This is a genomic window from uncultured Pedobacter sp., from assembly GCF_913776295.1.
In the GTDB taxonomy this organism is placed as follows: domain Bacteria; phylum Bacteroidota; class Bacteroidia; order Sphingobacteriales; family Sphingobacteriaceae; genus Pedobacter.
Genome location: NZ_CAJYOJ010000052.1, coordinates 77392 through 103170, shown reverse-complemented (window position 1 = coordinate 103170; position 25779 = coordinate 77392). Strand labels below are relative to the sequence as shown.

The 25779-nt window shown below is 38.2% G+C and carries 22 protein-coding genes; 9 read left to right on the top strand and 13 right to left on the bottom strand.

Annotated features, from left to right (window positions below; all coding sequences use genetic code 11):
* Positions 1 to 73: 73 nt before the first annotated feature.
* A complete protein-coding gene (proS, locus tag QZ738_RS10830) occupies positions 74 to 1546 on the bottom strand; it encodes a proline--tRNA ligase (protein WP_293787401.1) in 1473 nt (490 codons plus the stop codon).
* A gap of 196 nt (positions 1547 to 1742) precedes the next feature.
* Between proS and QZ738_RS10825 the strand changes: the two genes are divergently transcribed.
* Both QZ738_RS10825 and QZ738_RS10820 read left to right on the top strand, forming a co-directional pair.
* Positions 1743 to 2750: a hypothetical protein gene (locus QZ738_RS10825; RefSeq protein ID WP_293787399.1), complete on the top strand. Its 1008-nt coding sequence runs from the start codon at positions 1743 to 1745 to the stop codon at positions 2748 to 2750.
* Positions 2751 to 2771: 21 nt separating this feature from the next.
* Positions 2772 to 4301, top strand: coding sequence for a hypothetical protein (locus QZ738_RS10820; RefSeq protein WP_293787397.1), 1530 nt, complete (start codon positions 2772 to 2774; stop codon positions 4299 to 4301).
* A 191-nt stretch (positions 4302 to 4492) separates the two neighbouring features.
* On the opposite strand, the gene QZ738_RS10815 is transcribed toward QZ738_RS10820, so the two are convergent.
* The 5 genes from QZ738_RS10815 to QZ738_RS10795 all read right to left on the bottom strand — a co-directional run bounded on the left by QZ738_RS10815 (position 4493) and on the right by QZ738_RS10795 (position 9952).
* On the bottom strand, positions 4493 to 6916 hold the full coding sequence (locus QZ738_RS10815; protein ID WP_293787395.1) for a hypothetical protein: 2424 nt from the start codon (positions 6914 to 6916) through the stop codon (positions 4493 to 4495).
* Between the two features lie 114 nt (positions 6917 to 7030).
* Positions 7031 to 7690, bottom strand: a complete 660-nt coding sequence (locus QZ738_RS10810; protein ID WP_293787393.1) for a response regulator transcription factor — start codon at positions 7688 to 7690, stop codon at positions 7031 to 7033.
* On the bottom strand, positions 7683 to 8468 hold the full coding sequence (locus tag QZ738_RS10805; RefSeq protein WP_293787391.1) for a sensor histidine kinase: 786 nt from the start codon (positions 8466 to 8468) through the stop codon (positions 7683 to 7685). The genes QZ738_RS10810 and QZ738_RS10805 overlap by 8 nt, the downstream gene beginning before the upstream one ends.
* Entirely contained in the window at positions 8432 to 9088 is a 657-nt protein-coding gene (locus QZ738_RS10800) for a hypothetical protein (RefSeq protein ID WP_293787390.1), read from the bottom strand. Before QZ738_RS10800 ends, QZ738_RS10805 begins: the two co-directional genes overlap by 37 nt.
* Positions 9089 to 9130: 42 nt before the next feature.
* Positions 9131 to 9952: a hypothetical protein gene (locus QZ738_RS10795; protein ID WP_293787389.1), complete on the bottom strand. Its 822-nt coding sequence runs from the start codon at positions 9950 to 9952 to the stop codon at positions 9131 to 9133.
* A 353-nt stretch (positions 9953 to 10305) separates the two neighbouring features.
* Between QZ738_RS10795 and QZ738_RS10790 the strand changes: the two genes are divergently transcribed.
* Complete coding sequence (locus QZ738_RS10790) at positions 10306 to 10779, top strand: hypothetical protein (RefSeq protein ID WP_293787388.1); 474 nt, start codon at positions 10306 to 10308, stop codon at positions 10777 to 10779.
* Between the two features lie 82 nt (positions 10780 to 10861).
* Here the strand turns inward: QZ738_RS10790 and QZ738_RS10785 are convergent, their stop codons facing one another.
* Together QZ738_RS10785 and QZ738_RS10780 are read right to left on the bottom strand one after the other, a co-directional pair.
* Complete coding sequence (locus tag QZ738_RS10785) at positions 10862 to 12697, bottom strand: UbiD family decarboxylase (protein WP_293787387.1); 1836 nt, start codon at positions 12695 to 12697, stop codon at positions 10862 to 10864.
* 104 nt (positions 12698 to 12801) lie between these two features.
* Complete coding sequence (locus QZ738_RS10780; protein WP_293787386.1) at positions 12802 to 13281, bottom strand: DNA starvation/stationary phase protection protein; 480 nt, start codon at positions 13279 to 13281, stop codon at positions 12802 to 12804.
* Between the two features lie 283 nt (positions 13282 to 13564).
* Between QZ738_RS10780 and QZ738_RS10775 the strand changes: the two genes are divergently transcribed.
* On the top strand, positions 13565 to 15094 hold the full coding sequence (locus QZ738_RS10775; RefSeq protein ID WP_293787385.1) for a LysM peptidoglycan-binding domain-containing protein: 1530 nt from the start codon (positions 13565 to 13567) through the stop codon (positions 15092 to 15094).
* The gene (locus QZ738_RS10770) at positions 15091 to 15741 is read left to right on the top strand and encodes a uridine kinase (protein ID WP_293787383.1); all 651 of its coding nucleotides are present in this window, start codon (positions 15091 to 15093) and stop codon (positions 15739 to 15741) included. Before QZ738_RS10775 ends, QZ738_RS10770 begins: the two co-directional genes overlap by 4 nt.
* Before the next feature lie 185 nt (positions 15742 to 15926).
* On the opposite strand, the gene QZ738_RS10765 is transcribed toward QZ738_RS10770, so the two are convergent.
* The 5 genes from QZ738_RS10765 to QZ738_RS10745 all read right to left on the bottom strand — a co-directional run bounded on the left by QZ738_RS10765 (position 15927) and on the right by QZ738_RS10745 (position 21885).
* Positions 15927 to 16586: a CoA transferase subunit B gene (locus QZ738_RS10765; RefSeq protein ID WP_293787381.1), complete on the bottom strand. Its 660-nt coding sequence runs from the start codon at positions 16584 to 16586 to the stop codon at positions 15927 to 15929.
* 115 nt (positions 16587 to 16701) lie between these two features.
* Positions 16702 to 17397 carry a CoA transferase subunit A gene (locus QZ738_RS10760; protein WP_293787379.1) on the bottom strand — a complete coding sequence of 232 codons (696 nt, stop codon included), beginning with the start codon at positions 17395 to 17397 and terminating at the stop codon, positions 16702 to 16704.
* A 293-nt stretch (positions 17398 to 17690) separates the two neighbouring features.
* Positions 17691 to 18779, bottom strand: a complete 1089-nt coding sequence (locus QZ738_RS10755) for a sorbosone dehydrogenase family protein (protein WP_293787377.1) — start codon at positions 18777 to 18779, stop codon at positions 17691 to 17693.
* 192 nt (positions 18780 to 18971) lie between these two features.
* A complete protein-coding gene (locus QZ738_RS10750; RefSeq protein ID WP_293787375.1) occupies positions 18972 to 21350 on the bottom strand; it encodes an endonuclease MutS2 in 2379 nt (792 codons plus the stop codon).
* 1 nt (position 21351) lies between these two features.
* Positions 21352 to 21885: a DUF4296 domain-containing protein gene (locus QZ738_RS10745; RefSeq protein ID WP_293787373.1), complete on the bottom strand. Its 534-nt coding sequence runs from the start codon at positions 21883 to 21885 to the stop codon at positions 21352 to 21354.
* Between the two features lie 93 nt (positions 21886 to 21978).
* Between QZ738_RS10745 and QZ738_RS10740 the strand changes: the two genes are divergently transcribed.
* The 4 genes from QZ738_RS10740 to QZ738_RS10725 all read left to right on the top strand — a co-directional run bounded on the left by QZ738_RS10740 (position 21979) and on the right by QZ738_RS10725 (position 25693).
* Positions 21979 to 22680 carry a YggS family pyridoxal phosphate-dependent enzyme gene (locus QZ738_RS10740; RefSeq protein WP_293787371.1) on the top strand — a complete coding sequence of 234 codons (702 nt, stop codon included), beginning with the start codon at positions 21979 to 21981 and terminating at the stop codon, positions 22678 to 22680.
* 1 nt (position 22681) lies between these two features.
* The gene (locus tag QZ738_RS10735) at positions 22682 to 23149 is read left to right on the top strand and encodes a GNAT family N-acetyltransferase (protein WP_293787369.1); all 468 of its coding nucleotides are present in this window, start codon (positions 22682 to 22684) and stop codon (positions 23147 to 23149) included.
* A gap of 1 nt (position 23150) precedes the next feature.
* On the top strand, positions 23151 to 24425 hold the full coding sequence (locus QZ738_RS10730) for an aspartate kinase (protein ID WP_293787367.1): 1275 nt from the start codon (positions 23151 to 23153) through the stop codon (positions 24423 to 24425).
* An 80-nt stretch (positions 24426 to 24505) separates the two neighbouring features.
* Positions 24506 to 25693 (top strand): hypothetical protein, encoded by a 1188-nt coding sequence (locus QZ738_RS10725; protein WP_293787365.1) that lies wholly within the window; start codon positions 24506 to 24508, stop codon positions 25691 to 25693.
* Positions 25694 to 25779 lie beyond the last annotated feature (86 nt).

The following is a 25779-nucleotide window of genomic DNA, read 5'->3' as shown; positions in this document are numbered from 1 at the left end:
AGATTTTAGACAATAGATGTGAGATACAAGACCCGTTTTATCTCGAATCTTATATCTCACATCTAAAATCTACCTAATATGCTCTTGCAAACAATACCCTCTGTGTAGATGCCTTTCCGGAATAGATACAAATACCATCTTCCAGTTTATTGTTTAACGGAATACAGCGTATAGTTGCTTTTGTCTCTTCTTTTATTTTTTGCTCTGTTTCCGGTGTTCCATCCCAGTGTGCCGAAATAAAACCAGCTTTGGTATCTAACAATTCCTTAAATTCTTCGTAACTGTCCGCTTCAGTGATATGCTCATCACGGTAAGCCAATGCTTTATTAAACATGCTTTGCTGGATATCTTCCAATAATTTGGCGATGTAAATGTCCAGGCCTTCCTGTGGTACCGTTTGTTTCACTTTGGTATCTCTACGGGCAATTTCTACCGTTTTGTTTTCCAGATCACGACCGCCAATCGCAATGCGTACCGGCACACCTTTCATTTCATAATCTGCAAATTTAAAGCCCGGACGTTGCGTATCGCGATCATCATATTTAACTGAAATACCCATACCTCTCAAACGTAAACTTAATTCATTAACGTATGCGGAAATTTTGGAAAGATCCTCATCGCTTTTATAAATCGGAACAACAACCACTTGCACCGGTGCCAATTTTGGTGGAATAACCAATCCGGAATCGTCACTGTGCGCCATAATCAGCGCGCCCATTAAACGGGTAGAAACCCCCCATGAGGTAGCCCAAACATGATCGAGTTTTCCATCTTTGCCGGTAAACTTAACATCAAAAGCTTTTGCAAAATTCTGACCTAGAAAGTGTGATGTACCAGCCTGTAAAGCTTTGCCATCCTGCATCAAGGCTTCAATGCAATAAGTATCCAGCGCACCTGCAAAGCGCTCATTTGGCGATTTGCGCCCTCTGATTACCGGAACAGCCAGCCAATTTTCCGCAAAATCAGCATAGATATGCAACATGCGTTCCGTTTCCTCAATTGCTTCTTCTGCAGTAGCATGGGCTGTATGCCCCTCCTGCCATAAAAATTCAGCCGTACGAAGAAACAACCGGGTACGCATTTCCCATCTTACCACATTTGCCCATTGGTTAATCAGTATAGGTAAGTCGCGGTACGATTGAATCCATCCCTTATAGGTATTCCAGATGATCGTTTCTGAAGTCGGACGTACGATTAATTCCTCCTCCAGTTTGGCAGTTTCATCGACCACAATATTGCCATTGCCGTCATTTTTTAGTCGGTAATGTGTTACAACGGCACATTCTGTCGCAAATCCCTCAACATGAGATGCTTCCTTCGAAAAAAATGACTTTGGAATGAATAAAGGAAAATATGCATTTTGATGGCCTGTATCTTTAAACATTTTATCGAGTATGGCCTGCATTTTTTCCCATATGGCATAGCCATTAGGCTTTATCACCATGCAACCACGCACAGCAGAATGCTCAGCCAAATCTGCTTTTAACACAATATCATTATACCACTGGGAGTAATCAGCTTCCCTACTTGTAATTTCTTTGCTCATCTTATGTATTTGGAACGTAATTTGTACGTTAAAAAGTGTAAAATTAGATGGCAAATTTATAAATTTATGCCTACAAACGATTAACAACAACCTGAAATATTTTACAGCTGTTTTTCCATCAAAAAAATAAGCAATAATTAGCTACTTTTGATTTGTTTATTAAAGAAGTAAACGCACACAACTAAATATAAACACAATGAAACCAATTAAATTTTTACCCATTGTCATGATTGCCACCGCAGGAATGGTGGCCTCATGCTCAACATCAAAATTGGCTCAAACTAAGCCGACTGACGATGTGTATAATTCTGTAGCGAAAGCCAGAGAGGTAGAAGTTGTTCTTCCTTCCCCAAATCAACAGGCACAGTATCAAAACAACAATCAGGAAGAATATGACGAATATTATGGAACCAGCAACCCATATTACGACATGGATTATGCTTCCAGGATCAACCGCTTTCACAACGGATATAGTTTCCAGGGTTATTATGATCCCTATTTTGACAACTATTATTACGGAAACAGTTACGGACCTTCCAACTATCTCGGTTTTGGTTTAGGCTGGAGCAGTGGTTATGGTTTAGGCTGGGGCGGTGGCTTCGGTTATGGCGGAGGATGGGGCTTCGGCAGCATCTGGAATAATCCATTCTATTATGGTAACTATGGCTTTGGCTGGAATAATCCTTGGGCATGGAATGCCTGGGGACCTTACTCCTATTACGACCGCTATGGCTGGGGCGGTGGATATTATGGCGGAGGCTGGGGTATTGGAGGCGGATACTATGGTGGTGGCGTGTATACCAATAACAACTTCAGACCAAGACCAGGAAGTAATGACAGAGGTACACCTCGATATGGCAATGGCACCAACATAGGCAGACCCAGCAGAAGTGGAATGGTTAATCAAAACGGTGGAGTATCCTATGCACCAAACAACAATGCTGGCAGACCGGTAAGAAACCAGGGGGGCTACAGCCAAAATGATGGCATGCAAAGTGGCAGACCAACCAGAAATAACAGCTATTCACCTCAAGGTTCACAAAGCAACAGGCCGACGAGAAACGAGGGTTATACTCCTCCCACCCGAACAGAAAGCAGGCCAACTTATTCGCCTCCACCATCATCTTATGGAGGCGGAGGTGGCGGCTCTACCGGTGGTGGAGGCGGCGGTGGTTCAAGACCATCAAGAGCTGGAAGAGGTTAATTATAAAATCTAAACACACAAATGAAAAAAATAATCCTGGCGTCTCTAGTAGCTACAGTAGCTGCTATGGGAACAACATATGCTCAAAGTTATGCACCAGATGCATTCCGTTTCTCTCAAACTAATTATGGTACTTCCGCTCGGTTTAAGGGAATGGGTGGCGCTCAAATTGGTGTTGGTGGCGACATTGGTTCTATTAATGCCAATCCTGCTGGTTTGGGCCTGTTTACCAAATCAGAATTCAGCATCACGCCTGAATTTAATTCCGTATCTAACAATAGTGCATACCTGGGAAATAATACGAAAGCCAATAAAAGCCAGATTAACCTGAACAATATTGGTGTGGTGTTTTATAGCCCCGCGGCTAAAATGAAAGGAGCTGATGTAGACAAAGGTTTAGTTAGTACGGTATTTGGTTTGAGTTATACCCGTAATAATGATTTTTTAAATAATATCAGCTACAACGGTACCAATACAAACAGTTCTATCAGGGATTCTTATGTAGACCAGGCGAATAATTTTGGTATTAGCAACAGTATTGCCGGCGATGCGTACAATAGTTTTCTTATCAATAAAAATACACCGACTTTTCCAAACCAATATTCTGCAGAGCCTTACAATAATGCCAGTTTTAAACAAAACTGGGATGAATCGCGTTTAGGTTCGACTTCAGAATTTAACGTGGCTGGCGCATTAAATTTTGGAAATAAGGTATATATTGGTGCTACTGCAAGTTTTGTTAATGTACGGTACACCAGCGACGCTGCCTTTACTGAATCAGGTATTGTTAATTCCTATAACGACGGAGATACCCCCCCTACTTATAACGGTAATGAAAATTATACCCTTAACCATTTTAGAAACCAGGAAACTAAGGGTGGTGGATTCAATCTAAAATTGGGTGCTATTTTCAGACCGGTTAGCGAATTAAGGATCGGTTTAAATTTTCAGACTCCGACGTGGATGAACATTGAAGATAACACTAGTGAGACCTTACAGGCTACTACTGCGGGAAATGCCAATACCGGACCAACCAAGTCAAACAATCCAACTCAATATTATACTTTCACGTATAATTTACGTACGCCGTTAAAAGCTTCTGCAGGGATCAGTTATGTAATTGCAAATACTGCGTTAATATCTGCTGATGTTGATTACGTAGATTATTCTTCCATGCGCTTTTCTGATTCTAATGGATCTGACCGGACAACCATCAGTGACAATAATGCATTTATTAAAGCATCTTATAAAGAAGCGATTAATTATAGAGTTGGTGCTGAGGTAAAAGTAACTAATGAATTAAGTTTACGTGCAGGTTATGGAGTAAATGGAAATGGTGTTAAAGGTGGAGACAACAATTTCTTTAAAGGTCAATACTACACGGGTGGTATCGGATATCGTATAGATAATTATTATTTCGATGTTGCATATCAAAACTACAAAAATAATTTTTACTCAAGTCCATACGAACTAAACGATGGAACTGAACCCCTCGCAGAGGTAAAAAGTAACAGAAATAATGTATACTTCACTTTTGGGGTGAGGTTTTAATTATAATTTTAATTCACTAAAAGCCATAAGACTTCAGTTTTATGGCTTTTTTTATCGGATCTATATCTCTGGAAATTTATGAACTAAAAAATTGTAAATATTACCTATCAATGCATTTTAACTATTATTGCAGTTAATAGATATTTGATGTAAAATACAAAATCTGTTTCAGCTTAAAAACTGAGAACGTTTTATCTATTCTTTACTTCAATCTCTTGGGCTCCGTAAACCACTCCCCCATCCGTTACCCCTTGTACAACAATTTTAAATACACCGGTTAAATCGCCAGTATTAAAACTAAGGGGTGTTTCACCATTAATCATTACCTGATAATTCCAATAAATGGTTGCGAAATTGATCGGTTCATTTTTATTATTGATATCAGATGTATAAAATTCTTTGGGCAGACTAATTCCTTTTAATATCAGCAGATTCAATTTAGATTCATCATCCATACAGCCCTGGTAAATAACTGAAATACCCTTTCCCCCGTCCAAATATTTCTTTCCTTTAATTGGCTCACGAGCATCATAATCCCCTAAATGATTCGGACAGTTTAAAATATTAAACCTGCACACATAATCGCCGCATCTGTTAACTCCTCTTTTGCCAAAGCTGGTACTGTTATCTTTAGTTTTATTTATAACTACGTCCCTCAGCTTAATGCCTACAGCTGAAGTAATGCTATAGCTATTTTCATTGGCGACTTCAGATTTAGTTACGGGCTGAATAAAGGACTGTTGCCGCAGATAAGTTTTAATATCTTTTTGTGGTTCATTAACCTTCAGCTCAAAATTTTGATAGTCGGGCGTCCCCATACTTAACCACACGTTGGGCTTGGGGTTACTGGTAAGCAGGTTAGCGAAAGGGATACTGAACTTACCACTACTATCGGTACTCAAAATATTAATATTGGTACCGGCAATGGTATTTAAACTCATTGGGACTTTTAATATTTTATTTTTTTTAGTGATGCTCCCGCTATACTCCAAACTTGACAGTAACTGAGACTTTTCAGTTTTTTTTAATTCAACCTCGGGCCAATTATACTTCCGCCAGCCTTTTACCAACAGTATGTCGTTTAAATAATCTTTATCATTAAATTTTAGCCCAAAGCTATTGTTTGGAAAATCGCTGAGCTTGTTTAAATAATAAGCATCGATAATGTTTATATTGTTTGCTAATAGTAACCGGTTTGCCTGTACACAAGCAATCGAAACTAGCCCGGTTACTGGTTTATTACTCTTATCGGTTATTTTCAATTTAAGATTGACCTGATCACGCGTTTGGTATTCAATTTTATCAGGTATAACTTTAACCTGATTAATCTGATCGTAATGTGCAAAGAAGATTCGTTCTGCAAGGGGTTTATAGTTACTATCTAAAACAGTTATGGTATGTAGGCCCACCGGCACTGAATCTAAATTAAACTTAATAGGCTGTATTTTAGCTTGCTTTAACGCGATAGTAGTTTGCAATAAAATAGCAGAAAAATTATGCACAAGTAAGTGTACATTGGTATTGAAATTAGCTTCCAGTTGTATTTTGATTTCATCATTACTGATAGCCGATGGCATACTTAAAGCCACACCTTTATTTAAGATAAATGGTAAAGGGTAGGAAATAGCCTGCTGACCATCCGCCAGCAATTTAACTACATAACGACGTGTTGATTTCGGCATCAGATAAAAGGCACCAATTCCCATCGAACTACTGGAAATGGTATCAACGGCTGTATCATCCTCGTACAACACTCCTCTTGCCTTTACTCCGGCTCCTGCCTTGTCTTTTATTTCAAAGCAGACTTTAATCGTTTGATTGTTAACCAAATAGCCACCTTCCGGATAAAAACTAACCCGATACTTTGGGCTGTGCATAACCGGAAGCTCAAATTTAACATAACGTGTATCGTTTCCTTTCTTAATACAGATGCTCAGCAAATTGTTTTCTGCAGTAATTTTATCAGCAGGATAATCGATCATCAATTCTCCGATTACACTGCTTTTGCCTACCGCCGACTTTAAAACCTGTTTATCGCGGCCAATCTGATATTTAATTTGAGCATCTTCCACAAAGCGGTTTTCACTAGTCAAAACTTTTAATAAAACAGTACCATTACCAGTACGCTCATCAAAAGGCTTGAAAACAGATACTTTATTTATTAAGGGGTTTAACGTCGTAGATTTGATGGTAATCAATTGAATAAATTCGGCATCGGGCTTCCCATTTAACATGATGTTTGTATTCGCGACAAAGCGATAATCTCCACCCTCTAATGAATCGGGTAGGTTAAAAGCGCCATAACAGATACCTTTATCTATTAAAAAATTTCTCTGATATACTACACTGCTATCCCTATTATTAATAAGAGACAAATAAAGCGTATGGTACGCTTCTCTATCGGCTACCGCTTTCAGCAGGTAGGCAGTAAACCATACCTGATCATTATTCGTGTATACATTCTTATCAAAATGTACAAATAGGCTGGATTGCAAATTATTTAAACCATAGTTAGTTAGGTTTATAGCCACACTATCGAGTTGATGATTTTGCGCCTTTGCTGATACCCAAAGTAACGATAATAAAAAAGTAATTAGCCAGGGTTTTAAACGCATTATATAGTATACTAAAAAATCAACTTTTTATTTTAATTATTCAAATAGATTTAAATCGTTTGCATACACAAATTTCTAAATCCTGTCTCAGTAATATGAACCGTGGCAATCTTCCTAAATTTTAACTATTCCATGCTTTACCGCATACAAGGCCAATCCGGTACGGCTTTTAAGCTGCAACTTTTCACACAGCGAATTTCTATACCCATCAATGGTACGCGGGCTTACAAACATCTCGGCTGCAATTTCATTATAAGTTTTTTCAGTACAGGTATATTTCAAAAATTCCATCTCCCGTTCTGTCAATTTTACAAAGTCAGCTATCGTTGAACCAGATGATAATGCACTTAAAGATTGCATAACCTTTCGTGTAACCAGATCGTTGTAAAAGTATCCCTTGCTGATTACTTCATCAAAAGCTCTTTTAAGTTCATCAGGTTCAGCATCTTTTAAAACGTACCCTTTAGCGCCATTGGTAATCATCTTAATAATGGCTGTTTCGGCATCCATCGTACTTAAGGCAAGTATGTTTACTTCCGGATGATTGATATGCAACCACGAAGCTGTGCTATACCCATCCATTTCGGGCATATTGATATCTAACAAGGCAATATCCGGCACACCATATATCGCTAATTGTCTGATAAAATCTCTTCCGTTGGCGGCTTCAAATAAGATATTGTAGCCTTGAAAATAGCTGATCAATGCGGCCAGTCCTTTTCTAAATAATACATGATCATCAACCAAGGCGATCTGTTTAATCTGTTCAGACATAAGGAATAGTTAAGGTAATTTTTGTTCCGTTATTAATCACACTGTCGATTGTCGCTTCTCCCATAATCAATCTGGCACGTTTTACAATATTTAAAAGACCAAGCCCGGTATCAATTTTTGCTTTTTCAACGGTGCTGAATCCAACACCGTTATCCGCAATAGTTATATTTAGCTGTTCAGCAAAATCAAATCCAACCTTAACTTCGGTAGCCCGGGCATGTTTTAAAATATTCTGTAAGCTTTCCTGCACAATTCTGAAAATGATTATTTTCCGTTGTTCAGCAATTTGATGCTCGGTACCATTTAACTTAACTTCGCATACAATATCCCCTGCCCTGTTTATGCGTTGCAGCTCCTGCTCAACAGCCTGCACCAGGCTCAACTCCTGGATACGGCTTGTACTTAAACTTTTCGCAATATCGCGTAAATCGGTCAGGGCATTGCCAACATTTCCCTTAATCTCGGTGATCAACGATTTGTCGTTTACTTCGTTCTTTTCCAACAAACTTAACTGCAGTTTAGCCAAACTTAACAATTGGCCAACATTATCATGTATTTCCTGACTTATGGTATCAAATGTCTGCTCCTGCATTTCCAAACGCGATTGCAGCAATTGCTCGCCATACTGTTTTTCCAGTTCACCTTTTTCTTTTGCATACTGAAATTTTTTTTTCTGAAAATAGAGCATAAAGAAAACAATCGCACTACTTAGTGCGAAAAAAATGATGATGCTGGGAATAATTACGAAGAGTACTTCTCTGTCTTGATCATTTTGCATAAAAAAGCGTAAGCAAACAATGAATACATGATGATATTGGTGATCAGATTTAATTTTTTCAGCTTAACCGCTAACTGCTCATAATTTGCGGTTAAATAATGGAACATTCCCATATATGGTACAACGCAGGTGTAATACACAATTAAACCGATAGCAACCCAAAATTCACCTTCGTTTAAAAGTGAAGTTGTTTCGTTTGAGGTTAATTTCTCGTAACAATAGATAAGTGCAAAGAAAATAATAATTGTTCCGCCAAATACAAAAGAATAGCTACTCCACTGCAATATATTAAAGCAATAAAAACTGAATACGTACCAGAGCACCGGAAATATAAACAAGAACAAGTTTATCGCTTTTAGCACATAAATATTTCTAACGACCTGCCTGAAAAAATAAGCATAAAAAACAAATTCCACCAAAATAAAAAAGTTATACTGTGGTAATACATTTCCGTCATAGCCAAAATTTTGCCTGAATAAAAAAATACTCAATTCCAGAAAAAAAGTATAAGTGCATAACAAAGCAACTGTTTTGAGTTGCTTTGTTATTTTGTTTATCTGGTAAATACCGGTGAAGGCGGAAATACCAAGCGAGATAAGATATAAATATTTTAGATACATAAAATTTAAATATGTAACTAAAATAAGTATTTACTATTGACCTTAAACATCAAGTTTAGCTTTATCATCGGTTGATGGCGGTGGAGTCGGATCTCCGGTATCGAAGGTGTCACCAATAAATTTATCGACAGTTAACTCATACCTAAAATTAAACTCTTGGCTATCAATATCCTCAAGACCAATATCCCTAGTCTTGTTCATAAAGGTGAAACCGATGGTTAAACGCTGTTTTCTATCTTCAGCTCCTGATACCGGTTTTGGAAAAGAATAGGCTATGTTCGTGTATGATACAAAACGGATACCAAAGCCAGTTACCACACTGCCTGTCTTATTTTTTTGGTATATCATTTCATCACGAGTTTGCGTCATCTGCTCTGAACTAAACCAAACGTGCTTTGTCTCATGGATAAAATTAGTTCGATCATAGTCTGATAACGTTTCAAAAAGAATGTTACGTTTTATATTTTGATAATTATGAACCCAAAGCCTGGCTTGATCCTCCTCAATTTTATCGAAGGTTTTTCCATTGAAAGCATAATAAGTCTTATCATCAATGTGATTTACGCCATTAGTTTTGACAAAAATGAGTGTAAGTACGCCACATTTATCTTTATATACATTTCCATCTCTTGATGGAGAGGCAAAATATACTCTCACGCCATCATTCTCTTTAATCCCATCGGTTAACTCGGTAAAAAAATCAATCGCTGCATCTATATTCACGAAATCAATCTTTCTGGTTTCCTGTTCACCTTCCTGCAAAGATGTAATGACGTTGAGTATTGGGTACTTGTAATTATTAAACCATAGTTCTCGATAATTACTTTCCTGCTTCGTAACGAATGTTTTTGGTAAAGGTTTCATAGCTTTTTAATTTAGTTTGGGGTTTATAAAATAATTTATAACTAAATATACATCATCAGGATTTTAAATCTCAAATTCTCAAATCACTGATCAGCGCAGGAAACAACACCCTATTTACCTGAAAACAAGCCTTAAAAGCATTTACAATAACTTTTTATGCTGATCAATCTCTGGATGTTTATTTTAAAATACCGCGATTTTACGGTAGGGCGTTGCGCTTTTCACGCGTATAAATTCTAATGTTTTCACGCTTGATTTGGATATCATCTCCAGGGTACTTTTGAATGAACAATTGATCTAATGGGGAAGCTGAAAACCAAAAAGAGTAGGCACTATAATTAAAAATTAAAAAAATGAGTTTAATTGAAGAATTAAATGAAAAATTTGACTTAGATGCATTATCTGAACAGCTAAAAGCAACCGTTGACTCAAAAGATCCGGTAGGATATATGCGAAGCAACATTAACTGGGAAATTGATAAGGATTTAAACGACAAACCAAATTCGGATAGTATTACAAATATGATGAGCATATCATATTCATCAAATATTGGATACGAAATGTGGAATCCATTTCGAAGATTCCTTGAATGGCTGGGCAGAAATAAAACGGCAAGCCAGATAAAAAAAATTCTTTGTAAAATCTATGCTGAGATACAAAAACTGATTGACGAAGAAGCGGGATTGAAAAAAATACTAGCTGTTGCATTATCGGCAGTGGCTGCCACAATCGGGATCGGCGCTATCAATCCAATGATTGCCACTTTGGTTGTAGGTTTTCTTGCAACAATGATTTTAAAAGGTGCAGCCAATTTTTGTGGTATTTAAGTTTTATTTTATTACATCAATTATAATAAAACGACTCCTAAAAACCACTTCTTATGCTTTCATAAGAAGTGCGATTTTCAGGTTATATAATTCCAAATAACATCCCACCCTCTTCACCCATCTCATCTATCTTAGCCTCTACCGCTGCATCTTTAACCAATTCGGGTGCGTGGTGGGGCTTTTTTCGTGCATCGATAATCATCGGGCCTTTACATCCCCAGTGTTTATTGATTGTAAAATCGTTAATGCCGTAAATATCTGCTGCAGGATTACTTCTGGTAAAAGCTATCCAAACCAGGTTATCGATATTTGCAGCGGTAAATTCAGCATCATCAGCGAGTACAATAAGGGGTAAGCCCGAAAGATCTTGATCAATTAAAGCTATATTTAACTGAGCAATTTCTGCAGCTGTCTTTTCCGCACCAAGGTACTTATCACATTCTATTACTAAAACGCCGGGAATAGCAAGCTGTGATTGATAACAACCATCGCCAAGCTTTATTCCTTTAGGAAGCGCACTCCATAACGTTCGCTTCTTTTCTCCTGCTGCAGCAATAACAACTTTCGATCCACTGTTTAACCTGTCGCCACTGTAATCAAGCGTATCAATGGTGGTATTGGTATGAAAATGGATATCTCTTGTTAAATCTACACGTTCCAGGATATGCATGATAAAATCTTCAATATGATGGGTACTTAAATGCTGATCGTCTTCTTTCGCCGCAATAAAAAGATATTTAGCAAGGCTCAACTGGTTTTTACCTAAAATATGATTGGCAATGGTTAAAATCTCCTGCGGCCTTCTTTCCTTCAAATATGGTGTATAACGTTCGCTGCCTATGGCAAAAAGCAAAGGATGAACACCCGCAGCATCAACGGCATGAACTTCCTTCAAACCATGTATTTCCTGCGGAATGGCCGAACCGGTAATCTCATGGATCAATGCCCCAAAACTGGTATCCTCTTGTGGAGGGCGACCTACTACCGTAAATGACCATATGGCATCCTTTTTATGATAAACATTGTGTACTTTCATTAAAGGAAACGGATGTGTTAAGCTATAATACCCTAAATGATCGCCGAAAGGTCCTTCTGGTTTATTTTCATTTGGATAAACGGTTCCTGTGATGATGAAATCAGCATCTGCAGAAATGCAGAACCCTTCGTCATCATAAAAATAGCGGAAGCGCCTGTCGCCAAGCGCGCCGGCAAAAGTCATTTCAGATAAACCTTCCGGTAAAGGCATCACAGCAGCCAAAGGATGTGAAGGCGGCCCACCTACAAAAATACTCACCTTTAAAGGCTGTCCCAACGCATTCGCTTTAGACTGATGCACACCAATGCCCCTATGGATCTGATAATGTAACCCAATCTCTTTGTCCAGGATATAATCATTGCCCGCGAGTTGAATCCGGTACATACCTAAATTGGCATTCATTACACCAGGCTTGTCTACATCCTCGGTATATACCTGTGGCATGGTCACAAAAGGCCCGCCATCCATAGGCCAGTTTACAATCTGCGGTAACTGACTGACGCTTGTTTTTTGAAACTTATTTTTCGCGGATGGTGTTTTCAGGGGAAGTGCAGATAGAGCCGACATCGCCGTACCGACATATTTTAAAGGATTTTTTAAAGCTTTTATGGGGTCGTTTCTTAACGCAACCAATTGCTGTACTTTAGGTAAGGTATCCCTGAAAATGAACTTTGATCTTTCTAAGGTTCCAAATAAATTCGAAACTGCAGGAAAAGGGCTTCCTTTTACCTTTTCAAACAGGATAGCCGGCCCTCTATTTTCGTAAACCCGTAAATGGATGGCTGCCATTTCTAAATAAGGATCTACTTCTTCTTTTATTCTGATCAGATGACCATGCTTTTCGAGATCTGAAACACATGCCGCTAAACTTTTGTATGCCATGTCCAAAGATAAATAATTAGACTTTCTATGAAACAAAAAAGCCTCATATAAGCAGATTTTACAATAAATCTACCCATACAAGGCCAATAACCTACTATTTGTTACTATCTTTTACCGGCGAAAGAACGCAGCATCCAGGTGTTTTTTTCTTTAAACTGCATAAACTTATTTACCATATCGTTAGTTCCGTCATCACCCGCCTGTTCAGATGCTTCCATTACTTCGCGCTCTAACTCGATCAGCGTAGCCATATCATCTAAAATAGCTTCAACCATATCCAAATCTTTCATACCAATGGTATCCACTTCCTTGATTTTCGATTCTTTGATGTAATCCGCAAAGCGACTGTGCGGTGGTTTGCCCAAGGTTAACACGCGCTCTGCAATCTCATCGATGGTTAACTGCGCATTGGTATATAATTCTTCGAACTTTACATGAAGCGTAAAAAAATTCTGTCCTTTAATGTTCCAGTGACAGCCTCTTAATTTCTGATAATGGATGTGGTAATTAGCCAGGTAATCGTTTAAAAGATCTACAACCGGTTTAACCTCTCTTTCGTTTAAGCTTATTTCTTTAGCGTCCATTTTATTATGATTTATAGTGTTTTTGATGTGAACCTAACAAACAAGAGTTATAAAAGTTTTGCTCAAATTCGTCTTTTGAACAATACGTGATTTATTAAATCGTTTAATAGCTAACAAATAACAAAATGAGGATATTACAAGGTTTTGTAAATGAATAATATAGCAACATAATAAAGTTAAAATCATCATATTTTTACTGACAATCCAATAGTTCAGCGTAACATGTTTAGCAATATTATTCGTATAATTGCGCTCCTTGATTTAGAAATTTATATAAAAATAAATGCATAAAATATATTTATCTGCTGTTGTATTATTTGCCTTGAACGTGGCAAATGCGAAAGCCAATACAGCAAGAGACTCTATCGGTGTAGAAAATAATAATGGCAAAAAACTCATCGTCCACCAAACTGTAGCAAAAGACACTTATTATTCTATAGGGAGAAGATACAATGTATCTCCAAAGGATATTATGGCTTTTAACAACAATAAATATTTACAGGTTGGAGTAATCATCAAAGTGCCTACCAATGTTCCCTTTACAGCTGCCGGATCATCGAATACGGAAACAACTTCAGCTACCGCCAATGTGATTGAGCATACCATTAAGCCAAAAGAAAACTTAAATATGCTGGCCGAAAAATATGGCACCAGCATCAATGAGATTAAGGCGTTAAATCAGTTAAAAAGCAATAATCTAAGCATCGGGCAAGTTTTAAAAATACCGGCAAAAAACGGAATCCAAGCTACAACAGCTGAACAACCTGTTACTCAACCGGCAAAAACCAATACAGAACCAATTACAGGCAATACCCCACCGGCCGATCAAACCATGATCGAACATACTGTAGCGCCAAAAGAGTTTCTAGGAAAAATTGCAGAGAAATACGGAACTACAGTTGAAGAAGTAAAAAAGGCAAATAATCTGTCAGGCAATAACCTTCGGATTGGACAAAAACTTAAAATCCCTGCAACTAAAAATATTGATGAAAACAAGGTAGTAACTGCTGCTGAAGAAAAACCGGTACAGGAAAGCAAATCTGCAGATGCTGCCGGCACACATACTGTTTTAAGGAACGAAACGATCTTTACTATTGCCAAGCAATATGGTGTTACGGCCTACCAAATCAGAAAATTAAACAATCTTCCTGATAATGCCATTAACATTGGCCAGGTTTTAAAGGTGCCTGGAGGACTTGTTACCGATGTGCAAGTGCCTAAGGAAAAACAGGCTGAAACAACAACAACGACAAAGGAAATTCCTGCAGTCAGTAAAGAAGAAAGTTTAATCCATACCGTAGCTACTGGTGAAAACATTTTTTCGATTGCTAAAAAATATAATTTAACTGCTTATCAGATCAGAACGGCTAATAAACTGGATGACAATAACATTAAAGTTGACCAGAAACTAATTATTCCCAAACCCCCACAACCTCGATCGGTAAATGATCTGTCGAAGGAGGAACAGGAAAATGAGCCAGACAGCACCATGATTAAAGATCCCAAACTTCGCCGTGATCCAAGCGTATATGGCTTAAGCCAGATCGAAGAAAAAGGAACAGCGGTGTGGATTACAGACCAGGATTTAGACGGAACAAAAATGTTGGTTTTACACCGAACAGCACCAGTGGGCAGGGTAATCAAGATTACCAACCCGATGACCAACCGCACGACCTTTGCAAAAGTTGTTGGTAAATTTACAGAAAACGAATCTACAAAAGACGTTATCATAGTAATGACAAAAGCAGTAGCCGATTCATTGGGTGCTTTAGACAAACGTTTTTTCTGCAATTTAACCTATAGTGCTCAATGAGTGTAAACAAAAAGCCATTTATAATCGGCATCGCAGGTGGTAGCGGATCAGGTAAAACATTTTTCTTAAACTGCTTTCTTCATCATTTCAAACAGGATGAAGTAACACTCGTATCACAGGATGATTACTACATTCCCGCTGGAGATATGACGCAGGAGGAAAACAAATTATACAACTTTGACTTACCCTCGACCATTGATAGCGAACAGTTTTTGAGAGACATTAAACAACTTATTAACGGTGAGGTTGTTTATAAAAAGGAATACAACTTTAATAACCCACTGGCTGTTGTAAAGATCCTGGAAATTAAATCTGCGCCTATTATTATCGTTGAAGGGCTTTTCATTCTTCACTTTAAAGAAATTGCAGCATTATTGGACCATACTATTTTTGTTGATGCTGATGAGCAAATTGCTTTAGACCGGCGTATTAAACGTGATGGCCTGGAACGTGGTTATCCTGAAGATGACGTACTTTACAAATGGCATAACCATGTGGTACCTGCTTATAAAGAATACCTGCTACCTTACCGCGACGAGTGCAATAAGGTGGTGATGAACAACACCAACGAGCCTGATGAGATTATTGCCATTACGGAAGATATTTCAAATGATCTGAGGAATAGTGTTCTGGTTGATATACAATAAAAACGAAAGAAGTCAAGTTTCAAAAACTTGACTTCTCTTTTTACTAAAGAATCCTAATTTTGAAATGATCAGGAATCGTAATGCCATGATAGGCTTACAGAATGTATTAAGATTCCCACCTGCGAGAGAATGATGATCATTCCATAGAATCAATCGCCTTGATTTGTGTCCCCACAAACCACTGATCAATCCAATCTCATCTCAGGAATTTCTCCTTCAACAACTAATCTTCCAGCGGTAGATTGTTGTATAAATTCGATACTTACACCTGGCGCCCGTTCTAAAAGTTTAAAACCACCTTCAGGTAAAATATCTAAAACGGCCAGTTCGGTTACAATTTTTTTAATGCATTTCACCCCGGTTAGCGGCAAGGTACATTTTGGCAATAATTTACTTTCTCCAGCTTTGTTAATGTGCTGCATGGCTACAATAATATTTTTGGCTGAGGCCACTAAATCCATTGCTCCCCCCATTCCTTTTACCATTTTGCCCGGAATTTTCCAATTGGCAATATCTCCGTTTTCTGATACCTCCATGGCACCCAAAATGGTTAAATCTACCTTTTGCGCACGGATCATCCCAAAACTCATGGCCGAATCGAAAATAGACGATCCTGGCAAAGTGGTAATGGTTTGCTTTCCGGCATTAATTAAGTCGGCATCTTCCTCACCTTCATAGGGAAATGGCCCCATGCCTAATAAGCCATTTTCTGATTGCAATACCACATTAATGCCATTTGGAATATAATTGGCTACCAGCGTAGGTATGCCGATGCCCAGGTTAACATAGTATCCGTCTTTTATTTCTTTAGCAATGCGCTGCGCGATCTCTTCTTTTGAAAACATAATTTTTTAGTGACTGAATGTAAAGTGATAAAATAAGCGACAGATCAAAATCTGTTACCCGACTTTGGCCTTTTCGCTTTGGGCCTCTGACTCCCGACTTCTGACTTAGGACTCCTTACTTCCTCACTGTTAGTTGCTCAATTCTTTTCTCATAGTTTTTACCCTGAAAAATACGGTGAACATAAATACCAGGGGTATGGATCTGATCGGGATCCAGTTCACCTGCCTCTACCAGTTCTTCTACCTCTGCAATCGTAATTTTACCGGCCATAGCCATTACCGGGTTAAAATTCCGGCTGGTGGATCTAAAGATCAGATTTCCTGCGGTATCCCCCTTCCAGGCTTTAACAATAGCGAAATCAGCGTCAAATGCATATTCCATCAAATAATCCTTACCATCAAAATTACGGACTTCCTTACCTTCTGCCACTTCAGTACCCACACCTGCAGGCGTAAAAATTGCAGGCATACCATAGCCGGCTGCTAGGCAACGAGTGGCCAAAGTACCTTGTGGAATAAGCTCCACCTCAAGCTCACCGCTTAACAATTGCCGTTCAAATTCAGCATTTTCACCTACATATGAAGAAATCATCTTTTTGACCTGGCGTTGTTTCAGCATTAAACCAATACCAAAATCATCAACACCAGCATTATTGGATATACAGGTTAGGTTTTTAACTTGCTTCGCTACCAGGGCATTTATGCAATTTTCCGGAATCCCACAAAGCCCGAAACCGCCTAACATCACGCATGCACCATCTGATATATCTTTGATAGCCTCTTCAGCTCCAGATACCACTTTATTTATCATCTTACGAATTTTTGGTTAGTTCGCTAAATTACAAATTGCCTTTAAATTTGTAGTATCTAAAATTTTAAATCTAGCAGGAATGTGAATTGATTGGAATTAATCTAAATAACTCTTAACTTTGTGTTGTAATGATTTACGAGAGAGAAGAAAGCATATTCCTACTGCCCACCGATCCTGAATTTCAAAAAGGTATGGGTTTTATTTTCAGTTGTACAGCTGAACACAAAAAATGTTGCGAGAAATTCAAAAAGGGCAAACGCTGTAAAAAGTGTCCCGGGCGGAAAAAATAACCGCTATTTTGCTATCTCTACAATTTTATCATCGTTTCCATTACTGGTACAGATGTAAATTTTGCCTTCCGGCGATTGGCAAACAGCTCTCACCCTGCCATAAGTATTTACATAAAAATCTTTTGTTCCGGTAATTTTGGTTTGGGTATCGTCTAATTTCAATTGCATCAACTTTGTTCCCTTCAACACGGCTAACAATAAAGAATTTCTAAACTGCGGGATATAGTTATTGTTATAATAGGCTAAACCACTCGGTGCAATCGTTGGTGTCCAGTTGATGAGTGGTTCTGCTACGTTGTTTGCGTTGCAAAAAGACTGCTCTCCGCTTTCATTGCAGAAACCTTTGATATTTGGCCATCCATAATTTCTTCCTTTTTCAATCACATTAATCTCATCATCCGAATCAGGTCCATGCTCTGAAGAGAAAATTTTATTGCCCACCAGGGTCAAACCCTGTGGATTGCGATGCCCTAAAGACCAAACGGGATTGTTTGGATAAGGATTATCGGAAGGGATAGAGCCATCTAAATTTATTCTTAAAATTTTACCAGCCAAAGAATTAACATTTTGAGGAAGATTGGTATCAGAAGCATCGCCAGTACTGATAAACAGTTTACCACCGCTGATTAACAAGCGAGAACCATTATGAATGGAGGCAGCTGGAATCTGATCTAATAAAATGAATGGACTGGTTAAATTTCCTCCTGCGTAAGTGTAGCGAACTACCTTAGCTTTATAGGTACTTCCATAACCATACACTACATAGACATAAGGATTGCTGGTAAAATCGGGATGTAGTGCCATTCCAAGCAAGCCACCCTCACCATTGGTGCGTACCTCGGTTATGGTTAACAAGGAAGTTACCTGACCTGTAGCAGGATTTAGCCTGCTGATTTTACCAGCTTTTTCCGTAAACCAGATAAAATCATCAGGCCCATACACCATTTCCCAGGGCAGGCTCAACCCGGATACCACTACCTTTGATTTTAATTCCACATCTGGCAGGTTACCCGGTTCTTCATTACCATTGTCAGTTTTTTTGCAAGTTGTGGTAAACAGTACCACAAAAAGGCAGAGTAATACTTTTTTCATAATCGTAACGTTTTAAAAATAACACAGTTACAGTTATAAAGTTTGATTTACTGCCAGATGTTTCCATCTGAAAGGCTAAATGCTGCGCTTGCGCTCGTTTTTAACGAGTGCATAAATAGAGCTGCGATTTTATCTTAAAAAATATTGTTTAAAGCATCGGATGGTAACATCCGACACCACTGGAATCTCACATCAATTCAGATACACATAAGTGATGCCATCGCCGCCCCTATCGGCATGTTCATCTTCCATCCTGTTTATCTGACTATACTTGCGTAAATATTCCCTGATCATTTTCCTTAAAATACCGTCGCCTTTACCGTGAATCAGTTTAATGGATGGAAAACCGAGCATAATTGCCTTGTCTAAATACTTTTCCACTTCGAACAACGCATCTTCCGTACGTTTTCCACGAAGGTCAAGCTCTGCCCTGAAGTCAGAAACCGCGTCGTTCATCCGCCCGGCGAAAGAATTGGCACTACTTTGAATCACTTTTTTGGCTTCGCGGTTACTCACCTTCTGTACGCGGTTCTTTTTAACCGTTGATCTTAAATCGCCAATAGCTAAAATCAGTTCATTGCGGTTAATTTCTAAAACCTGACCAATGGTTTCACTATCATTGAATTTCACCAAATCGCCAATTTCAATTTCGCCGCCAACCACTACAGGCATCGGTTTAGGGCGGTCTTTTGGCACCGTATTTTTAACAAGTTCTTTTTGCAAATTCTGACGAAGTTCTTTCGTTACCTCTTTATTAGCTTGCTTTTCCTTGATCTCGGCGATTGTATTTTCTACCAGCTTATTGGCGTTTTTAATAATGTTTTGTGCCTCTTGTTTGGCCTCTCTAATCAAGACCTTTCTATTTTCTTCTAAAAAACTTTTTAGCTTTTCATTTTCGGCAACCAAATTTTTTGCCTTATTCTGCTGGTTGGCCAAACTTACTTTGGCATCATAAATATTTTTCTTTTCGCGCTCCAGATCAACAAGCATCGTATCTACCCTATTCTGGTTAGAACCTGTTTTTTCTTTGGCAAGCTGAATAACCTCTTTTGGCAAACCAATATTCTGTGCGATTTCAAATGCATAAGAACTCCCTGGTTTACCCATTTCTAACACATACAGTGGTTTCATTTTCGCATTATCAAAAAGCATGGAAGCATTTTCCAAACCCGCTGTATTACCTGCAAATAATTTTAAATTGGAATAGTGTGTGGTGATTACCCCTCTTACTTTTTTATTATTCAACACTTCCAAAACAGCTTCAGCCATTGGTCCGCCAAACTGCGGGTCGGTGCCCGTACCAAATTCATCAATCAGCACCATTGTTTTTGGCGAAGCATGTTCTACAAAATAGCGCATCTTCTTTAAATGTGCACTATAAGTACTTAGATCACTTTCTATCGATTGATCATCGCCGATATCGGCAAAAATGTTTTCAAAAATGCCCACTTCACTATTGGCATCAACCGGAATCAACAGTCCGGTTTGTAACATAATCTGCAAAAGACCAACCGTTTTCATACAAACCGATTTGCCACCCGCATTTGGTCCGGAAACCAATACCAAACGGGTCTCGGCATCTATATGGATGTTTAACGGTGTAACACTTTTCTTTTCTACGGCGAATGAGATGGCTAATAAGGGGTGTCTTGCGTTAATCAGCCTGGTTTTAGGCTCTTTTAGCAAACCTGGCATTTCAGCTTCAATATCCATCGCAAATAATGCTTTGGCACGCACAAAATCCAGTTTAGTTAAGAAACCATGGTAAGAAAGCAATAATGGAGAATATGGTCGAAGATCATCCGTTAAGGCGATTAAAATTTTGATAATTTCACGGCGTTTGTCAAATTCTAAATCGCGCAACTTATTATTTAAAGTAAAAACTTCTTCTGGTTCAATATAAACCGTTTGGCCGGTTGCCGACTCATCGTGTACAAACCCCTTCAGTTTGCGTTTATTCTCTGCCAACACCGGAATACACATCCTTCCATCGCGAATGGTTAAACTACCATCCGCGACCCAATTATTGGCTATAGCCTGTTTATAAATAGCATCCATGCGTTTTCGCACATCTTGCTCTGTTTTCGATATAGCAGCAGTTATTTCCTGCAATTCTTTTGATGCATTAGGTTTAATCTTTCCTTTGGCATCAATTACGTTTTCGATCTTCCGTAAGATGTTCTTTTCAATTGGCAGGTGTTCAAATAAAGCTTCCAAAGTAGGATATACTTCTGCACGTTCCTCAAAAAAACGAAGTACAGAAAAAACAGTTTGCAACGATGTATATACCTGAAACCATTCCTCTTCCAAAAGGTAAGTGCCCTCTACCCTGATTTTTTCAACCAGTGATTTGATATCGAAAAAAGTATTGATCTGTAAAGGCTCCTGATTTTGCAGGATGCTTTTAAATTCGTTGGTTTGACGTAGAAATTTATCTATCTGATCAAAACGGTTCATCACCTGCATCTTTTCCACCATGGCCTGGCCCATGGGGCTCAAACAATGTTTGCTGATCAGTTGCCTGATCTCTACAAAACCTAAACGTTCTAAACAATTATCGGGATATAACATATTATGGTACTGCAACTGGTGTGGGCACTGTACTTACCGCCCCAGCTTTTTTTATATTAATGAGTGAATCGGCCTCTTTTTTCTTCTTGGCAATTGCTGCCACAGCTTTAACTTTTGATAAAGAATCAGGTTTCATTTTTTTTCTAATCGCAAGAGAATCGGCCTTAAATTTCTTTGCTATCACCAACGAATCTGCTTTAAACTGTTTTTTCTTGATCATTAAATCGGCTAACGCTGTTCCTTTTTTTTGTTTGTCCAGCATTTTCTGTACGTTTTTATACACTGCTTCCAGTTGCACCGGATTGGTATTATACCAAAGCAAACTTTTATTGTACTGGGCGGAGTCTGTCCCAAACTTTTTATAAATTCCCCTATAATAAGCTGAAGCTACCTTCTTCGCTGAATCTACTACATAAATGCTGGAAAGATATCCGTCTACAATGTGCATATCATATAAAATCTTTTCCATTTGATCAGGTTTGATAATGTCATCCGGTATGCCAGGCTTGCAGCCTAACCATAATATAGCTGTCATTAAAACCCATATTAATCTCTTCATCCTTAATTTAAATATTATTTTTTGCCCAAATTGCGGCAAGGTTATTAATTTTACCAAAAATAGTTATAAATGAGCATAGCTGATAATCTTAAACAATATAAAAGCGAAGTTGAATCAGACGGGGTTAAACTCATCGCGGTTTCAAAAACACAACCTATAGAATCAATTTTAGAAGCATACAACGCCGGACAACGTATTTTTGGGGAAAACCATGTACAGGAAATGGTTGAAAAAGAGGCGCAACTTCCTAAAGATATCGAATGGCATTTAATTGGTCATTTACAGAGCAATAAGGTAAAATATATTGCTCCCTTTGTTAAACTGATCCATGGTGTAGATAGCCTGAAATTACTGCAGGAGATCAACAAGCAGGCGGCGAAAAACAAACGAATCATTGATTGTTTATTACAGGTTTACATTGCAGATGAAGATACTAAATTTGGACTTGGCTTTGATGAAGTAGTTGAACTCTTACGCGCAGAAGAGTTATCCGAATTGAAAAACATCCGTATTGTAGGTTTAATGGGAATAGCAACCAATACCAGGAACGAAAAACAGATTACCACAGAGTTTAACGAGTTAAAGGTATTTTTTGAGGGGATTAAAGTGAGCTTTTTCCGCAAAGATGATGCTTTTAAAGAAATATCAACCGGAATGAGTGCTGATTATAAAATTGCGATTGAAGAAGGAAGTACGATGGTACGCATTGGTAGCAGCATTTTTGGCAAAAGGGTAATCAAACATTTTAAAAACGACATTTCGGCCAACTAATATGGATTTCAATATCAGATTTGCAACTGCAGAAGATTGTCCAAGAATATTGGAATTAATTAATGAACTTGCCATTTATGAGCGTGCGCCAGAGGAAGTTACCGTTACTTTAGATCATTTCATTGATGCTGGTTTTGGCAAAAATCCAGTATGGAAAGCTTACGTAGCAGAAGTAAATGATACTATTGTCGGATTTGCATTATATTATACACGCTATTCTACCTGGAAAGGATGCAGATTATACCTTGAAGATTTTATCGTAACGGAAGAATTCAGAGGGAAGGGCCTGGGCAAAATATTATTTGAAAAAGTGATAGAAGAGGTTAAAAACGGCAACTATAGTGGTATGGTTTGGCAGGTGTTAGACTGGAACGAGCCGGCAATTAACTTCTATAATAAATATAAAGCACATTTAGAAAGCGGATGGTTAAACGCATCACTATCTAAAGAGCAGATCAAGGCATTTTAATATGGATATTTTTAAATTTGGAGGTGCCTCGGTAAAAGATGCAGCAGGCGTAAAAAATCTGGCAAATATTGTACGAGACTACAAAAAAGGAAATCTGCTGATCGTTATTTCTGCAATGGGCAAAATTACCAATAGATTAGAGGATCTTACCTACGCATTTCTCTCCGAAAATGACGAAGCCTATGCCATTCTTGAAGAAATTAAACATTTTCATTTCAGCATTATAGATGAACTATTTCAGGGAAAACACCATCCTGTTTACGATGAGGTAGCCAATACCTTTGTTGAAATTGATTGGTTGATTGAAGATGAGCCTGATCACAATACGGATTATATTTATGATCAGATTGTATCTATCGGTGAGATCGTTTCCACTAAAATTGTAGCGGCGTGGTTGAATGAAACGGGCAATAAAACCCTATGGGCTGACGCGCGTAACTATATCCATACCGACAATACCTATAAAGAAGGAAAAGTGGACTGGGTAAAGACTAATCAGAACATACAGAAAGATCTAAAACCACTTTTAAAAGAGCACATCATTGTAACGCAAGGATTTATTGGCGGTACGAGTGAAAATTATACTACCACATTAGGGCGTGAAGGTTCTGATTATTCGGCAGCAATATTTGCTTCCTGTTTTGATGCTGATGCCTTAACCATCTGGAAAGACGTTCCCGGGGTATTAAATGCAGATCCGAAATGGTTTGATGAAACAGAACTGATTGCCCAACTTTCTTATCACGATGCGATAGAACTTACGTATTATGGTGCAACGGTAATACACCCAAAAACCATAAAACCCCTTCAAAACAAAGGAATACCGCTTTTTGTCAGATCGTTTATCCAGCCGGAAGGTTCAGGAACAGCAATTACCAAAGAAAACAACCCAATACCTGTCCCATCTTTCATTTTTAAGATAAACCAGGCATTGATTTCTATTTTCCCAAAAGACTATTCTTTTATTATTGAAGAAAACCTGAGCAACATTTTCGAGCTTTTCCATACGCATCGGATCAAAATCAATACAATGCTGAACTCTGCTATCAGCTTTTCGGTGAGTGTGGATGATCATCCTGTTCAGATTGCAAAACTGATCAACGATTTATCGGAAGAATTTACCATTAAATATAATAAAGGACTTGAACTGGTAACCATTCGTTATTACAATCAACAAACCATTGATCGGGTAACCGTTGATAAGGATATTTTATTGGAAGTGAAGAGCCGGCACACTTGCCAGATGGTAATGAAGAATAAAATTACTGACAAGTAATTAGTATCAAGAATCAAGATTGAATACTCCCCTTGATACCTGCTATACTCGCTACCTGATACTTGATACTATGATAAACAATGAACAATAAACTTTTAGCTAAAGCCGTACAAGATTACATCAATGCAAATGTAAATGCCGATGTAAATCAGATTGCTTTGGCAAAAAGTATGTTTGAAGGGATTAGTCCCGCAGAGCTGGCTACACAAATTGCCGCAAAAAAGAAATCTGAGAAGAAGTTGCCTACCTGGTTCCATACAGAAAACATTTATTACCCCCCGATGTTATCCATCGAACAGACCTCTTCTGAACTCACTGCAAAATACAAATCAAAACTGGCTAAAGGTGATACCCTGATTGATATTACCGGGGGCTTCGGAATTGACAGTTATTACTTTTCACAAAAGGTAAAAAAAGTAACGCATTGCGAAATCAATAATGAACTATCTGCAATAGCCCGGCATAATGCAAAGGCTTTACAGGCAACAAACATAAAATTTGAAGCCGAAGATGGCATTGCCTATATCAAAACCAATGATAAAACTTTCGATACCGTTTATGTTGATCCTGCGCGGAGAGCCGAAAAGGGCAAAGTTTTTATGCTCAAAGATTGTACACCGGATGTGGTAGGCAATCTGGATATATTATTGGAAAAGTCGTCAAGAATAATCATTAAAACTGCCCCATTACTGGATATCGCTGCTGGCTTATCAGAACTGAAACAGGTGAACGAAATCCATATTGTGAGTGTGAAAAATGAATGTAAAGAACTGCTATGGGTAATCGATAAAGGTTATGAAAACGACACCAGAATTAAGGCCGTAACTTTAAACAGCGGTATAGAAAAGGATTTTTCTTTCTACAGATCATCATCCAATGCTTCCGTGCACTTTACAAACCATTTGAACGTTGGTGAGTATCTGTACGAGCCTGATGCCGCATTATTAAAATCTGGTGCATTTAATTTGATTGGTGCAACTTATGGTCTCTTAAAGTTACATCCTCAAACGCAATTGTTTAGTGCCGACCATGTAGAAACAGATTTTCCAGGCCGTATCTTCAAAATAGAGTCGATACTGAATACTGGGGAACTGAAGCGAGATATTAATATAAAAGGTAATGTAATTGTACGCAACTATCCTGCAAAATCAGAAGATTTGGTGAAGAAATACAAAATTAAAGCCGATCAGGATCAGTTTTTGATTTTTACAAAGATTGCCAATGGAGAGAATGTGATTTTGAAAGCGTCGATTATACAGTATTATTAATACGGGTTCGTTTCATAATGTGCGCTTAAAAAATATTCTTCAGATACCAGATCAGCATAACCATGAAAATAGTACAACTATTAAGG

What these genes read in the sequence shown, in the direction of transcription:
- QZ738_RS10765 (WP_293787381.1), bottom strand. Translation starts at nt 16,586, where the DNA reads ATGTTTTCAAAAGAAGAGATCGCGCAGCGCATTGCTAAAGAAATAAAA.
- QZ738_RS10825 (WP_293787399.1), top strand. Translation starts at nt 1,743, where the DNA reads ATGAAACCAATTAAATTTTTACCCATTGTCATGATTGCCACCGCAGGA.
- QZ738_RS10760 (WP_293787379.1), bottom strand. Translation starts at nt 17,397, where the DNA reads ATGATAAATAAAGTGGTATCTGGAGCTGAAGAGGCTATCAAAGATATA.
- QZ738_RS10750 (WP_293787375.1), bottom strand. Translation starts at nt 21,350, where the DNA reads ATGTTATATCCCGATAATTGTTTAGAACGTTTAGGTTTTGTAGAGATC.
- proS (WP_293787401.1), bottom strand. Translation starts at nt 1,546, where the DNA reads ATGAGCAAAGAAATTACAAGTAGGGAAGCTGATTACTCCCAGTGGTAT.
- QZ738_RS10775 (WP_293787385.1), top strand. Translation starts at nt 13,565, where the DNA reads ATGCATAAAATATATTTATCTGCTGTTGTATTATTTGCCTTGAACGTG.
- QZ738_RS10790 (WP_293787388.1), top strand. Translation starts at nt 10,306, where the DNA reads ATGAGTTTAATTGAAGAATTAAATGAAAAATTTGACTTAGATGCATTA.
- QZ738_RS10770 (WP_293787383.1), top strand. Translation starts at nt 15,091, where the DNA reads ATGAGTGTAAACAAAAAGCCATTTATAATCGGCATCGCAGGTGGTAGC.
- QZ738_RS10755 (WP_293787377.1), bottom strand. Translation starts at nt 18,779, where the DNA reads ATGAAAAAAGTATTACTCTGCCTTTTTGTGGTACTGTTTACCACAACT.
- QZ738_RS10725 (WP_293787365.1), top strand. Translation starts at nt 24,506, where the DNA reads ATGAACAATAAACTTTTAGCTAAAGCCGTACAAGATTACATCAATGCA.
- QZ738_RS10805 (WP_293787391.1), bottom strand. Translation starts at nt 8,468, where the DNA reads ATGCAAAATGATCAAGACAGAGAAGTACTCTTCGTAATTATTCCCAGC.
- QZ738_RS10810 (WP_293787393.1), bottom strand. Translation starts at nt 7,690, where the DNA reads ATGTCTGAACAGATTAAACAGATCGCCTTGGTTGATGATCATGTATTA.
- QZ738_RS10800 (WP_293787390.1), bottom strand. Translation starts at nt 9,088, where the DNA reads ATGTATCTAAAATATTTATATCTTATCTCGCTTGGTATTTCCGCCTTC.
- QZ738_RS10820 (WP_293787397.1), top strand. Translation starts at nt 2,772, where the DNA reads ATGAAAAAAATAATCCTGGCGTCTCTAGTAGCTACAGTAGCTGCTATG.
- QZ738_RS10745 (WP_293787373.1), bottom strand. Translation starts at nt 21,885, where the DNA reads ATGACAGCTATATTATGGTTAGGCTGCAAGCCTGGCATACCGGATGAC.
- QZ738_RS10740 (WP_293787371.1), top strand. Translation starts at nt 21,979, where the DNA reads ATGAGCATAGCTGATAATCTTAAACAATATAAAAGCGAAGTTGAATCA.
- QZ738_RS10780 (WP_293787386.1), bottom strand. Translation starts at nt 13,281, where the DNA reads ATGGACGCTAAAGAAATAAGCTTAAACGAAAGAGAGGTTAAACCGGTT.
- QZ738_RS10785 (WP_293787387.1), bottom strand. Translation starts at nt 12,697, where the DNA reads ATGGCATACAAAAGTTTAGCGGCATGTGTTTCAGATCTCGAAAAGCAT.
- QZ738_RS10815 (WP_293787395.1), bottom strand. Translation starts at nt 6,916, where the DNA reads ATGCGTTTAAAACCCTGGCTAATTACTTTTTTATTATCGTTACTTTGG.
- QZ738_RS10795 (WP_293787389.1), bottom strand. Translation starts at nt 9,952, where the DNA reads ATGAAACCTTTACCAAAAACATTCGTTACGAAGCAGGAAAGTAATTAT.
- QZ738_RS10730 (WP_293787367.1), top strand. Translation starts at nt 23,151, where the DNA reads ATGGATATTTTTAAATTTGGAGGTGCCTCGGTAAAAGATGCAGCAGGC.
- QZ738_RS10735 (WP_293787369.1), top strand. Translation starts at nt 22,682, where the DNA reads ATGGATTTCAATATCAGATTTGCAACTGCAGAAGATTGTCCAAGAATA.